The 12,124-nt window shown below is 62.8% G+C and carries 13 protein-coding genes; 5 read left to right on the top strand and 8 right to left on the bottom strand.

What is annotated here, in order from left to right; all coding sequences use genetic code 11:
* Positions 1-57 precede the first annotated feature (57 nt).
* Together QT386_RS11975 and QT386_RS11970 are read left to right on the top strand one after the other, a co-directional pair.
* Complete coding sequence (locus QT386_RS11975) at positions 58-1,110, top strand: tyrosine-type recombinase/integrase (protein WP_289274002.1); 1,053 nt, start codon at positions 58-60, stop codon at positions 1,108-1,110.
* A 119-nt stretch (positions 1,111-1,229) separates the two neighbouring features.
* Entirely contained in the window at positions 1,230-2,756 is a 1,527-nt protein-coding gene (locus QT386_RS11970; protein ID WP_289274001.1) for a hypothetical protein, read from the top strand.
* Here the strand turns inward: QT386_RS11970 and QT386_RS11965 are convergent.
* Positions 2,753-3,616, bottom strand: coding sequence for an NYN domain-containing protein (locus tag QT386_RS11965; RefSeq protein WP_289274000.1), 864 nt, complete (start codon positions 3,614-3,616; stop codon positions 2,753-2,755). The genes QT386_RS11970 and QT386_RS11965 overlap by 4 nt on opposite strands.
* A 434-nt stretch (positions 3,617-4,050) precedes the next feature.
* Here QT386_RS11965 and QT386_RS11960 point away from each other — a divergent pair, with 434 nt between their 5' ends.
* Positions 4,051-4,386 carry a hypothetical protein gene (locus tag QT386_RS11960; protein ID WP_289273999.1) on the top strand — a complete coding sequence of 112 codons (336 nt, stop codon included), beginning with the start codon at positions 4,051-4,053 and terminating at the stop codon, positions 4,384-4,386.
* Positions 4,387-4,406: 20 nt separating this feature from the next.
* Positions 4,407-4,832 carry a type II toxin-antitoxin system PemK/MazF family toxin gene (locus QT386_RS11955; protein WP_289273998.1) on the top strand — a complete coding sequence of 142 codons (426 nt, stop codon included), beginning with the start codon at positions 4,407-4,409 and terminating at the stop codon, positions 4,830-4,832.
* Positions 4,833-4,960: 128 nt separating this feature from the next.
* On the opposite strand, the gene QT386_RS11950 is transcribed toward QT386_RS11955, so the two are convergent.
* The 3 genes from QT386_RS11950 to QT386_RS11940 are packed head-to-tail and all read right to left on the bottom strand — an operon-like array spanning position 4,961 to position 6,244.
* Complete coding sequence (locus tag QT386_RS11950) at positions 4,961-5,239, bottom strand: hypothetical protein (RefSeq protein ID WP_289273997.1); 279 nt, start codon at positions 5,237-5,239, stop codon at positions 4,961-4,963.
* Between the two features lie 49 nt (positions 5,240-5,288).
* The gene (locus QT386_RS11945) at positions 5,289-6,005 is read right to left on the bottom strand and encodes a type II toxin-antitoxin system VapC family toxin (protein WP_289273996.1); all 717 of its coding nucleotides are present in this window, start codon (positions 6,003-6,005) and stop codon (positions 5,289-5,291) included.
* Positions 6,002-6,244 carry a hypothetical protein gene (locus QT386_RS11940; RefSeq protein ID WP_289273995.1) on the bottom strand — a complete coding sequence of 81 codons (243 nt, stop codon included), beginning with the start codon at positions 6,242-6,244 and terminating at the stop codon, positions 6,002-6,004. Before QT386_RS11940 ends, QT386_RS11945 begins: the two co-directional genes overlap by 4 nt.
* A gap of 152 nt (positions 6,245-6,396) precedes the next feature.
* Between QT386_RS11940 and QT386_RS11935 the strand changes: the two genes are divergently transcribed.
* Positions 6,397-6,834: a hypothetical protein gene (locus QT386_RS11935; protein WP_289273994.1), complete on the top strand. Its 438-nt coding sequence runs from the start codon at positions 6,397-6,399 to the stop codon at positions 6,832-6,834.
* On the opposite strand, the gene QT386_RS11930 is transcribed toward QT386_RS11935, so the two are convergent.
* Genes QT386_RS11930 through QT386_RS11915 form a run of 4 tightly spaced genes read right to left on the bottom strand, consistent with a single transcriptional unit; the run spans position 6,831 to position 12,123 of the window.
* Positions 6,831-9,719, bottom strand: coding sequence for a conjugal transfer protein TraG N-terminal domain-containing protein (locus QT386_RS11930; RefSeq protein ID WP_289273993.1), 2,889 nt, complete (start codon positions 9,717-9,719; stop codon positions 6,831-6,833). The genes QT386_RS11935 and QT386_RS11930 overlap by 4 nt on opposite strands.
* Positions 9,720-9,728: 9 nt before the next feature.
* Positions 9,729-11,129, bottom strand: coding sequence for a conjugal transfer protein TraH (locus QT386_RS11925; protein WP_289273992.1), 1,401 nt, complete (start codon positions 11,127-11,129; stop codon positions 9,729-9,731).
* Complete coding sequence (locus tag QT386_RS11920; RefSeq protein ID WP_289273991.1) at positions 11,126-11,269, bottom strand: hypothetical protein; 144 nt, start codon at positions 11,267-11,269, stop codon at positions 11,126-11,128. The genes QT386_RS11925 and QT386_RS11920 overlap by 4 nt, the downstream gene beginning before the upstream one ends.
* Positions 11,266-12,123, bottom strand: a complete 858-nt coding sequence (locus tag QT386_RS11915) for a conjugal transfer protein TraF (RefSeq protein ID WP_289273990.1) — start codon at positions 12,121-12,123, stop codon at positions 11,266-11,268. The genes QT386_RS11920 and QT386_RS11915 overlap by 4 nt, the downstream gene beginning before the upstream one ends.
* Between the last annotated feature and the right edge of the window lies 1 nt (position 12,124).

The following is a 12,124-nucleotide window of genomic DNA, read 5'->3' as shown; positions in this document are numbered from 1 at the left end:
AAGTGTCTGATAATGACTGTGGTCTGACACAAGCCCGGTGCGGTAGGCTGTTTCCCCATGAACTCCCCTACCCCGGTCGGCGCCGGCCTCGATGCCCTCGCCGAGCTCGCCCACACTGCTCCAGAGCACCTAGTCGACCGCCTGCAGGCGCTGGCCACCGACGTGCAGCTGGCCTACGCGCCGAACACGCTGCGCAGCTGGCGGGCGGACTGGCGGATCTGGACAGCGTTCTGCCAGGAACAGGGCTTCCCGACGCTGCCCGCCGATCTGCCGGCCCTGCGCGCCTTCCTGGACGCACGCATCGCGCAAAAGCGCTCGCGGGCCACGCTGGACCACAACCTGGCTACCCTGGCCCTCGTACACCGCCTGGCGGGCCTTCCCTGGGCCCTGGACACGCTGGAAGGCCGCCTGATGTGGCGCGGCAAGCGCAGGAGCCTCCCGAAGCGCCAGGCGCAGGCCAGCGGCCTCACGCTGGATCTAATCGAGCGCCTGCAGGCGCCGCTGGCCCCAGGGCGGCCGCAGGACGCACGGGATGCCGCCCTGATGGGCGTGGCGTTTGAGTCGATGTGCCGAATCTCCGAGCTCGTGGCCCTGCAGGTCGACCAGCTCGAAGTGAAGCCCAACGGCTCCGGCCGGCTGCTGATCGCGCGAAGCAAGACCGACCCGGAGGGCGAAGGCGCGGTGCAGTACCTGTCGCCGGCGACGGTGCTGCGGCTGCAGCACTGGCTGCGCCTGGCAGGGATCACCGAGGGGCCGCTGTTCCGGTCGACGCCGCGGTCGAACCAGGCGGACCGCTACGCCCGGCCGCTATCGGCCCGGGACATCCCGAGGATCCTGCTGCGGCGCGCGGCGGCCGCCGGCGTCGTGCTGCCGAGGATCTCGGGGCATAGCACGCGCGTCGGCGCCGCCCAGGATCTGCTGGCGGCCGACGTGGGCCTGCCGGAGGTGATGCGGCAGGGCCGTTGGAAGACCGCACGCATGCCGGTGCGCTATGCCGAGGACCTGGAGGCCGAGCGCGGCGGCATGGCTCGGCTCCTAGCGACTCGACAGGCCCAGCAAGCCGGCCTGCAGTCCGCGACAATGTCCGATGAACTCGACCAGGGATCTTGAATGCCGGAGCCGACCATTCTTCTTGGCAGCAGCATGTCGGCGAGACCAGGGGCTGCCGCCACCTTCAGAATGACTATCGGGGCCTGGAGTATGCGGACAAGTGCATTGAGGATAGTGCAGTGCCGCGACTAACTTTCGCAGAAGCCTATTTCGGCATCAGGAACAAACTTCGCAAGTTCAACCGCGATTCGATACTCGACGCTGCGTTGACTACGTTGCGCGGACCCTACAAGGACCGCCTTGAGGAGATGCAGAGCGCCCCCGGCCAGACACTTTTGCTGGTGAAGTGGGCCCTTCAGGACGCTGCGTTGGACAGAAGCGAAACGCTACCTCGAATCTCACGGCAGCAATTCGGTCAAATCCGCCAGATGCTGTGGCAGTTGCCTGACCGGATTGAATCGAAAATTGGAGATGATCGATCACCCTATCTTTTCATTCGCCAACTGCTCCGACCCCAGGCAGGCTTCCAGACATTGATGGACCCTGGGTTTGTACGTGAGGCGGCACTTTTAGGTAGGTTGCCAGTTGAGCATCGCCTTAGAAAGCTCTGGAGACAAAAGACGGGAATCGAGCCGAGTGAATTCATGGCGATGCAATACGCTGCATTCGCAATGATCAACTCTGGAGTTCTCTCGTTTCGGCCCGCTGCATTCGAGCCGATCGAAAGCGCCCTACCTCCGGGCACGGTGCAGTCCTTTCTGCGCCTGATTGCCCGCACGGTCCCCGAACTGTGCGCATTTGTTAGAGGGCTACCGGACGCCAGGGAGAAGAAGCAATCGGAAATGTTCGAGTTTCCAGTGCTGAGCCGATTTCCGCTGCTGGCAGCGGGAGAAATTCTGCACTGCTGGCATCCGGCGGTCTTCTGCCGTGGCCTGGAAGGATTGGTTCACAATGTCCTAGCCGAAGCAGGCCAGGAATACATCGACAGCTTCAGCAAGGTTTTCGAGCACCATGTCACAACCGAAGCCTGCTCTTTGAGAGACGCCTTCTACCCAGAGGGCGAAATCCAGCGCTGGATAGGGCGCAACTCTGAAGTGCCGGACGGCCTGCTTTCATATCCCGAGTGCAACATCTGGGTCGAATCGAAGGCGGGAATATTTGACGAATCTGTTATGGCCGTTGGTCATGGCGAAATGTTTCGGAGGAAGACTCGCGCGCTCCAAAAGGCCGCCTCGCAAGCATGGGCCGCGTCGAAGGAGGTTAGAAACGCAAATGCAGCACCGCAGCAGATCGCGAATGCTGAGACAGACTACCTCCTGATTGTTACCAATAAAGAACTCAGTGCCGGCCGCGGCACAATGCTGGCATCAATGTATCCCGAGGGAACACTTGCGCCATCAGACCCAATCGCCCTGGAGCGATTGCCACTTGCTCACATGTACACGTTGTCAATACCAGATTTTGAGCGACTAATCGATGCGGCGCGCGCAGGAAAGCTATATCTTCCGACGTTTCTTCGCCATTGCATTCTCGCGGACAGTGCCGCGGACACTAGCCGTCTCTACATGCATCAGCATCTAGCAGACCAAAAGATTCAATATGGGCGGTCCCAAATCGTCGATGATGCTCTACGCGCGTGTGAAGAATGTCTCACGGCAGCGCTGCAAAAATTCGACGGCAGTTCCGCCGCTGGCGGCCAGCTCTAACTTTGTTGGTTGATCTGCTCGCTATAGAGCGAGCGAAGCTTGTTGCGCTCCGGAGTTTCGAGCATGCGGCCCAAAGCCGCCTTCGCCTTAGCCAGCAACTGGCGGTCGATCTCGGCGACGATGCCGCCGGCAGCGTTAAGGCTTTTCGCCCGGGTGTCTTCCGGGAGATCAGCGATTAACTGCTTCACGGCAGCGCGCAGCTGGTCATCTATGGACGCAGGAGCCTGCGGCGCGACAACCTGGACCACTGGTGCCGGCACCGCCTGGGCCTGCGGCGGAATCGGCTTGGCCGCGACCACCTTGGCCGCCGGCTCATACTTGAACAGCTTGTCGATATCGCCCTTGCCCAAGGTCAGCTGGCGATCCGCAAGATAGCTGAGTTCCGGATGGCGATTGGCACTCACCCCGTTCGGGACATCCTCGATGCTGAGAAGCGCCACACGAAGGCCGCGCCGCTGCGCGAACTCAATGCCCACGGCGAGATCGCCGTCACCCGTCACTACCAGGGCGTCCGCGATGGCGCGATTGGAGGCGAGCTCAAACAGGTCGTGAACGATCCTGGAGTCGACCCCCTTCTGCTTCTTGTTGTGAATCGTCCCGGCGCGGAACTGCACATCCGGCAGGATCGCGATGCTGGTCTGCTCCGGTGTCATGGTCGTGCCGACGCCGTCGTACCAGTAAGTGCGAAGCTGCCGGTCGTGCCGAAATGCATTCCTCGCCTGCTGGCTCAGGGTGTCGATGAGCTTGGCGGGGTCGATAATGCGCAACTCGCTTCGAGTGGCGTTGTCCTTCCCGCTGACGATTCTCAGCGCCTGGCGCATGAGATAGCCGACATCGACAAAAATGGCGAACCGGTCCATGTTTCCCTGCCCCAGAAACAAATAAGCCCCCGAAAGGGGGCAGATCGCACCGACATCGGCATAGCCGTAAGCGTCGGTGCGGGGAACATTATCGAGACTACTGCCGATAAATTCAAGCGCCCCTAGCGACTTTGGCTTTGATTTTACGGCAGAAATGAGAGGAAATCTCGCACCGGGCTTTGCAGATAGGCCGGTGCGCCGTCGAGCCCTTGCGCCCCCTGCGGAGCCGCTCCCCGGGGACGCGATCCCGGCTCCGCAACCGAATCCAGAGGACATAGTGTGCTAGCACAGAGCTAGCAGCAGTGCTAACTTTTTGCTATATTGCATCCGTCCCTTGAGGGATGCGCTCGCTATATGCCCCCGCACTCGGGCCTGCGCGCGGCTAGATTCTGAAATTGAAATTGAAATTGAATAGATCCTGAGAGAGTGAAGCTATGACCGCTCTTCATGCCAAGTCCCCCGGAGCCGGCCGGGCGACCAACAGAAAGACCCTCCCAGCCGCCAAAAAGGCGGCATCAGCCAGCACGCTGCTGCGCTACCGTGAGAAGGACACGACGTATGGCGTCACCCGACAAACCGCACAACAACTCGCCGAGCACTTCGGCGTCAATGACACGCAGTTGCTTCACCTGCTGCTCGCCCAGGCCGCGGCCCGAGAGCTCCCGCAGTACGAAGCCGACGATGGCCCGCTCAGCGATCGCGCCTGGGCGGCCGTCCAGGCGCGCGCGCCGAAGAAGCTCGGCAAAGTGGTTGAGTCCCTCATCGACTAAGCATCACCTGGGAGGCGGCCATGGCTAATCCGGTCGCCCTCCCTGCTCCCCGGATCGGGGATGTCGTGTGGTGCTGGTTCCCGCACGACCTTGTCCGACCGGCGAAGCCGCCGAAGCCACGGCCAGCGATCGTGCTTCGCGTTCGCGAGCCCGCAGGCGCCGGCGCCGCCTACCAAGTGGACGTCTGCCAGGGTACCAGCCAGATCGGAAAGCTATTCCCGAGCGAGTTCCTGGTGGCGAAGCAGGAACATCCTGACGAGTACGACAGCATGGGGCTGAGTTACGACACGAAGTTCGACCTCGGGCGCATTGCTACGCTGGACTACACGTCGGATTGGTTCACCACGCCGCCAAAGCCGAGGTTCGGCCGAAATCCCAAGTTGGGCTCGCTGCATGTCGCGACGCTGCCCCGAGTGAAGGAAGCGCTGCGCAAGGTGAAGAAATAGCGGGTTGCGCCGCCCTCGCGACGGTCGCAAACTCCGTTGCCCCCAAGGGCAAAACGCAATGTGACCCATTCCTGGCCCGCTTATGCGGGCCAATTCTTTGGGCCCACACACTCAATCCTGAGAACTGGCTATTGGGGACGAGAGGTCAGGACCGCTTGCAGGCCCCGCGAGGTCGTATGCATCCCGTAGATCAGCACGGCGACGGCGGCCAGGCCGTCGAACAGACCCGTGGCTCGATCCAAACCGAGAAGCCCGCAGGCAACCAGGGTTGCGCCCAGGAGGAACACTGTAGCGAGCACACTGTCGGTCCACCCTGTCAGGTCCACTCCTGTCAACCACGTCACGACGAAGGTCATCGGGATGAAGGACACAACTGCCCACGCCCAGATCTGCCAGGTGATTTCCATCCCACCGCTCCTTTCGTTCAAGAACTCACTCGATATACCACTTGCCATGTCACGGGACGAGAAGAGGCCTCACGTCCTCTCCACGGAGGAACCTGCTGACGATCTCCCGGCGCGCGCCGATGGGCATGCGGGTGCGGCCGAGGAAAATCTCCTCGTGGGCATCGAACAAGCGCCGTGCCTTTACGCTCAGGGCTGCGACATCGCGCTCATTGGCCGCAGACCACCGATCTGTATCAGAAAGGTACCTGGCGATTCCAGAAGCGATGACGAGCACGTAGGACTCGCCGATCTCGTTGGCAACGATCTCACGGATTCTTAGCTCGTTCATCCGATCACCTCCATCTTCCTCGGATCCCCAAGGGTTGATGACCATGATGCCGGCGCCGTCGAAATGGCCGGCATTGCGGGAAGCCACTGCAAATCCGTGCGCCATGGCTATCGACGCGATGAGCGCATCGTCGTGAGGTACGGCCTGGCCACTGGACCGAGCGCGCTCGGCGATCACCGCGTAGCTCTCAGCTGCGGCCACGTCGAACTCCAATACCCTGCCACCGAACAGGCGCCCGATAGTCGCCCGCACCGCGCCCTGCAGTTCGCTGGGACGCTTGCCGGAACGAAGGACGGCGATGCCGGCGTACAACTCGGCCAGGTTCAGCGTCGTGGTGAACAGGGAATCCGGCGCCTGCGCGTTGAGCCATGCCAGCACTGCGGCGGATGGACGAGCCCGCAACGGCTCGGCGATCACATGGGTGTCGAGCACGATCACGTGAACTCCGCCGTCAGCATTGGGCTATTCGGTCGCTCCAGGTCCAGCTCGATGCCACCGAGCGCCTTTCCTAGGGCCGCGAGCTCGTCACCCATGCGCAAGCCAGCTATGGGGCGCCCAGCAGCGGCCTCGAGGATGGCGCGCACCTCTGCCTCGGCGCTGCGTCCGTTTCGACGGGCACGGGCCTGAATAGCCAGGTGCACGTCGTCAGGGATATTTCGGATGGTCATGGCTGCCATGATCTCTTCTCCAAAGAAAGATGGCATAAACGCTATCACGGAAGCAATTTGCAATCAACGCTTGGGAGGCGTATAAGGGGATCTGTACCACGAGGATTTTGCGTTCTTTACCCAGACGTCCTATAACCGAATCACCTCGACTGACCCAGACCATGGCCAAGGATCTCCACCAGCACAAGCACAGCAAGCTCCGCGCCGCCGGCGTGGATCTCGCCTGCTTCGTAGCTGGCTTGGCGGCCCTGCCGGTGGGCTTCTACGTCGCTGGATGGCCTGGCGCCGCTGTGGCGGCCGGCCTGGCCGTGGCGGTCATCCTAAGGGGGGCACGTCGGCCTCGAGGGCCTGGCGTGGGCACGGTGTTCGTCACCGTCATGGTTTCCCTGCTGGTGATCGCGGTCGGCTATCGGATCATTGGCTGGCCGGCGCTGGTCTTGATGCCCGTCATTGCGGCCATCGGACTGCGCGACCGTGAACTCGGGCCGTACAGCTCGGCAGACTATGAGCGAGCGGCCGAACTGCATAAAGAAATGTCCGATGATGTTGCACACACGAGCCCGCACTCGCTCTCGCTGTTCAACCATTGGAATCGTTAGTCGCCATCAGCACGTCCCTGTTTCTCGTCGCGGTCTCGCAGGTTATCCATCAGCTTGCCCGGCCCCTCGGTGACCAGGTCCACAGCATTCTTGAGGTCCTCGCCGATGCCTGAGCGCCCTGCGGTATCCCACGCGGTGTTCATGAGGTAGTCCTTGTCGTTGCGGGCACGGTCCATATGTGCGTCGATGCCGGCAGACGCGCCATCCTGGGCGGAGCCGGCATTAATTTGCTGACGATCAATATCGCCGCGCAGCTCGGTCTGGGTGCCTTCCGCGGTAGAGCGCGCACCAGCCGCCTCGGCGCGCACGTCGCCACGGTCAATGGTCATACCCGAGGCAGCGCCGCCCACCTGGCGATCGGCCGCTTGATCGGCGGCCGCCACATGGGACTGGCCCTGCGTGAACAACCGATCCACCGCCTCACTGCCCCGCTCCTGGATGCCGCCCGAGGAAGGACCTGCGTCGACACCGGCCAGCCGCTCGGCAACATCCTCCGTAAAGCCAGCCTTGAAGCTGTCGATTTGCCGCTGAGCGTTCATGTCGCCCCGCGCTGCGCGCTGCTGGAGATCATCGAACGCATGACTGTCTCCGCCGAGGTACTTGTCGGCCGAATACTGACGGAAGAGGTCGCTGGCATTACTGGTAAAGGTGAACCCGCCCGACGAGACGAGTTGCTCGGCTTCGACAAATCGCTCGGCACGCTGCAGGGATTCGCTGGTGGTCTTGCTGACCGATTCCATGCGCTGACTGGCACTCATCACGCTATGGATGTCGGACTGAGCGTTCTGGCCTGTATAGGTGGCTGTCACACTGTTCAAGGCACTCTGGGTGGCATCCCAGCTACGACCAAAGTCGGTCTTACTCATCAGCTCCTGCGCGTTCTTGTAGGCATCCGTAAACTTCGCACTTCCAGACCCCTGAAGACTCGCATCGAATCCGACGCCCGCACTGGCCATGAACGGACCGGGCGCCGCAACTCCCGCCTTTGCCGAAGCGCTAGCGATCCCCAATACAGTCGTTGCTTCATCGACGCTAAGCCCGTTCTCCTTCGCGAACTTCTCGACCTGACCCTGGACCCGAGAGAAATTGTCCTTGAGCGAAGCTGCCTCAGAGGACCCAAACTGCTTGGCAAATCCCTCGCCGCTGGAAAGCTGATCCACGAATTGCTTGGTATCACTGTACGTTGACCCAAATTGCTCGCTGTACTGCGAAACCTGCTGCGAGGCCTTGGCAACCTCCTGGCTGGCCATGCGGCTTGTTGTGCTCTGCAGCCCGTCCTGCAGGTTGACGCTCTGGGCTAGCTGGGACTGCGGGATCTGCACGTAGTCGCCGGCGGTCGTGTGCGTGTACGTGCGGCCGTCCGCCCCCTGCATCGTGCCGCTGCCGTAGCGGTCGGATGGTGCCGTGTTGGATTGCCACCAGCTGGAGTTGCCGAAGCCCGTATTGCCAAGCTGGATGTTGCCGGTGGTCGACTCTGTGGCCCCTTGGGAAACAGGCTTCTCGTAGCTCTCCATCACCTTGCCTGCAAGGCTGGCCATCATCGCGCCGCCTGAGTTCACCAGCATCCAGGCGATCATCGGAATCGAAAGCGTGAGGTATCCCGCCAGGAGGGCGTGATCGTTCATGACCTGGGCGAGGCCGGTGTAGTTGGCCATCGAGTACACCGCGGAACCATCCGGCAGCCTTACAGCTGCCTTGGCGGCATCCGCACTGTACAGGGTGATCGCCAGGTGAAGGATGGCGTAAATCGGGGCCCAGAGATTGATCCAGATCAGCGCCTTGACATAGCCGAGCGCCGCCTTGGCACCGATCGGCAGCATGAACATGACGAACACGATCGGGAAGACCGCGTAGATGAAGGCCTCGAAGATGTTGCGGATGATCGGCATCATGCGCGACGCTAGTTCGCCCATCACCGCGTAGGAGGTGCGCCGCTCGGACTCCGCGCGCGCCATGGCGTAGTCCTGCGCCGCGGCCGGCGCGTCAACCTTGGCCGCCCAGGACGACACACCCCGCTTCATGCTGTTGGAGAGCGCCGCCTGGCGCACGATCTGCGATGACGACATCGACAGGCCAGTCAGGTACTGGAAACTGGTCGGCAGCGCGGCCGAGAACTTGGCGATCGCCGCGTTCCGGTTGCTCGCACGGACCAGTTGGTCGCCGTAGTAGCGCTCCGCCTGGGCGATCGCGTTGGCGACGTCGGTCCCGAGCGGGCCCGCGTCCTCGGCAGCGTCCTTGCAGATCAGGATCGAACGGGTATTGGTCGCATCCTTGTAGGGGAACGCCCGGACCTTGGAAGTATTGGTCTGGATGAAGCCCCAGATGTCCGGCTGGGCAAACAGATCCTGCATGCCGTATCGGCCGAGCAGCACGTCGTAGAAGACGCACTGCTGCCAGAACTCGGTCAGATTCTCCGAGATTCTGGGATCGGTGATTTCGAAGTGCCTGGCGGACTCAACCAGGCGCGAGCCGAACAGCAAACCGTTGGTGCTGTATTCCATGTCACCGGGGAGCGAGAACAGGGCCTCGAACCCCTGCGTAAGCCAATCTCCCGTATGGCTGAGAAAGCCCGCGGTGAACGCGAGCCCGATCGGGACATTGCTGACCACGCCCGACTGGGCCGGGTTAACCCGGTCGGTGATGATGACGTTCGCCCTCGGCACCATGGCGACGTAGTAGATCATGATGATCGCCAGCAGCCATTGGAAATTGACCATCCCGCCCTTGAAGGCGGACTGCACCAGGACCACAAGCAGGCCCACCATGGCGGAGATCTTCAGCAGGGTTAGGTAGTCGTTGTTGCCCGACGCCATGAATGCTGCGATCGCGTTGAACGTCAGGCGGAGCAGTTCGCCGCCGCCATAGGTGAAGAGCTCGAAGTCCATGGCCTTGCCTCAACGCCCCGTCGACCACATGGCGCTCTGCAGGACCTCGGGCGACAACCGCCCGATCAGCATCCGCTCGTACAGCTGAGCATTGCGCGTGAACTCCAGCGCCTGGTTGTAGTCCTGGGACAGCACCGTCTTGCGCTCGGAAATCAGCCGCCTCACGGTGGCCACGTCGTCCAGGAACTGCTTCACCTCTCCCGCCTGGCTGTCCGGGAGCCTCGAGGCGGCATCCTTGACCTTCTTGAGCAGGTCCAGGATGTAGCTGAACACGATGTCCGTGGCGATCAGGGTCGAGTACGTGCCTACCGTGGTCTCCGGCGAGCTGACGACCGGCTGGTAGGCGGCCGCCACGGTGATGAACTTGTAGACCGGCAGACTGGTCGACGCCAGCAGGCCCTTCTCCTCGGCCGACGCCGCGGTATCGTCCAGGATCTTGCCCTGCAGGGAGATCAGTAGCGACCGCACCTTGGGCTCCAGGGCCCGGGCGGTTGAGATCGTGACCGCCGAGCGCGCGTCCGACACGGTGATGCACTTGTCGGCGCCGGTGTCGGGATCCGAGCACTTGAAGATTTCGACGGTATCGCCATACAGCAGAGCCGTCAGGACCTGGTTGGCGTCGGCGCCGTCCAGAATGGAAGGAACGCGCCGGAATTGGTACTGCGGGTTCGATCCGCCGTCGTCGGTGATGATGACGGTACCCGACAGGTTCATTACGACCTGGGCGAGGTCCAGGTCATTCCGGAACAGTTCGTTCTTCATCATCGCCTGCCAGGCGAGATTGCCCTTGGTGACCAGCTGCGGGGCCGTGGTGTCGGTCTTGTTGCGGCTGACGTTCTCGCGGCACTTCTGTCGCGCCGTCTCGTAGTCCTCGCCGCTGCTGGAGACCTCGCGGACGATGCACTCCTGCTCCGTGGCGCCGAAGAAGCCCAGGGCACCGCCCAGGGCCTTGCCGGCGGCCTCGCAGGAGTTCAGGGAGCCAAGGTTCCACTTCTCTGCGAGCTCCTGCAGCTCGGAGAGCTTGCCGGAAATCTGCGGGCTGACCACCTGCAGGGCGAGCATGAACGCCAGGCTCTTGGCGTTCTGCCCGATGGAGCGGAGCATCTCTACGAACTGGTCGGCGTTGATGTGGCTGAACCCGCCGGTGAACAGGTCGATGCCGCCGCAGCCGGCCCGGAACCGCGGCATCTGCACGTTGAGCAGCGAGTAATTGCGGATCGGCACACGGGCATAGACGCCACCGCCGGTGTAGTAACCGGCGCTCTGTCCCTCGTACACGCCCGGCCGGGTGATGTTCTGGTAGTTCATGTCGCCGAAGAACGACTCCATGTCCTCGCCGATGCCGGCGGCGGCCCCGCCGGCGGCAAGAACCAGGGCGGCGATCGCCACGGTATGGATGAGCTTTCTCATTGGCGTTCTCCGGAAACGTCGGTGTTCTGGGGCTCGGTTACGGCAAGGAGGGCGAAGGTGCCGGCGAACAGGGTGAAAGCCGCAACCAGGATAATGAAGACCTGCTCGCTAGGGATGAGCTTATTGATGAGCTTTCTCATTGAACTTCTCCTTCGAACGAAGCCACGCTATCGCGCGGCTGGGCCGCGGACTGAATGGCGTAGACGATGCGCTGCGCCAGCTCGGTGAAGCCCATCGAGCCGAATGCTGCCGGCACGATCTGCCGGGTGCGGGGGTTGATGACGTACACCGCCGGAACCCCCTTCTCTTCCGCCTGCATCGCGCTGGCGGCCAGGAAGTTCTTGCGAGGCGTGGGGAACTCGGGGAGCGTGCCCCCGTCAAGCGAGACGTCGATCAGCGAGAACCCATACCGGCGCGTGAAGTTCTTCAGCACCGGAGCGAACTGGTGGCAGTACGGGCAGCTGCCCCTGAAGAAGAACACCAGGCCGTATTCCTGCGCGGCGACGGTCAGGATCCGGTCCTGCTGCTCGGTTTCGACCTCGGCCCGCAGCAGGGCAGCCTGGCCGGTCGGGCTGACCAGGTTGCGATCGAGCTCGGGACTGTTCCACAGCACGCGCTGCCACTGGTCAGCGAAATCCGAGCTCTGCTGCATGAGCTCGGCATTGGCCCGCATGTACGCCTCGACGTTCCTGGCGGTCGGCTGCAGGACGGCGGCCGCCAGCAGCGTCTCCAGGCGGTCGCGCTGCGTCTGGATCATCTCCCGCGGGTCAGCAGGCGCTGGGGGATCCGCGCGCGCCGGCGCCGGCGGCGCCTCGGCGGCCGGCGCCGGCGCGCGCGGATCCCGGTACCAGAACCAGCCGTCCTCACGGCGCTGGTAGTAGCGCGGACTCTCGGCCGAGACCGCGCGCAGATTCATGTCTGGGGGGCCGCCGGCACCTGCGGAGCCCGCGGCCGCGATTCCCATCACCAGCAACAGCAAATGCGAATACTTCATG

It is taken from the genome of Solimonas sp. SE-A11 (assembly GCF_030345715.1).
Taxonomy (GTDB): domain Bacteria; phylum Pseudomonadota; class Gammaproteobacteria; order Nevskiales; family Nevskiaceae; genus Solimonas_A.
This window is presented reverse-complemented; position numbering and strand designations above follow the sequence as displayed.

Excerpts from the sequence above, each read along its gene's own strand:
- QT386_RS11975 (WP_289274002.1), top strand. The coding sequence starts at position 58 with ATGAACTCCCCTACCCCGGTCGGCGCCGGCCTCGATGCCCTCGCCGAG.
- QT386_RS11965 (WP_289274000.1), bottom strand. The coding sequence starts at position 3,616 with ATGGACCGGTTCGCCATTTTTGTCGATGTCGGCTATCTCATGCGCCAG.
- QT386_RS11960 (WP_289273999.1), top strand. The coding sequence starts at position 4,051 with ATGACCGCTCTTCATGCCAAGTCCCCCGGAGCCGGCCGGGCGACCAAC.
- QT386_RS11955 (WP_289273998.1), top strand. The coding sequence starts at position 4,407 with ATGGCTAATCCGGTCGCCCTCCCTGCTCCCCGGATCGGGGATGTCGTG.
- QT386_RS11950 (WP_289273997.1), bottom strand. The coding sequence starts at position 5,239 with ATGGAAATCACCTGGCAGATCTGGGCGTGGGCAGTTGTGTCCTTCATC.
- QT386_RS11940 (WP_289273995.1), bottom strand. The coding sequence starts at position 6,244 with ATGGCAGCCATGACCATCCGAAATATCCCTGACGACGTGCACCTGGCT.
- QT386_RS11935 (WP_289273994.1), top strand. The coding sequence starts at position 6,397 with ATGGCCAAGGATCTCCACCAGCACAAGCACAGCAAGCTCCGCGCCGCC.
- QT386_RS11930 (WP_289273993.1), bottom strand. The coding sequence starts at position 9,719 with ATGGACTTCGAGCTCTTCACCTATGGCGGCGGCGAACTGCTCCGCCTG.
- QT386_RS11925 (WP_289273992.1), bottom strand. The coding sequence starts at position 11,129 with ATGAGAAAGCTCATCCATACCGTGGCGATCGCCGCCCTGGTTCTTGCC.
- QT386_RS11920 (WP_289273991.1), bottom strand. The coding sequence starts at position 11,269 with ATGAGAAAGCTCATCAATAAGCTCATCCCTAGCGAGCAGGTCTTCATT.
- QT386_RS11915 (WP_289273990.1), bottom strand. The coding sequence starts at position 12,123 with ATGAAGTATTCGCATTTGCTGTTGCTGGTGATGGGAATCGCGGCCGCG.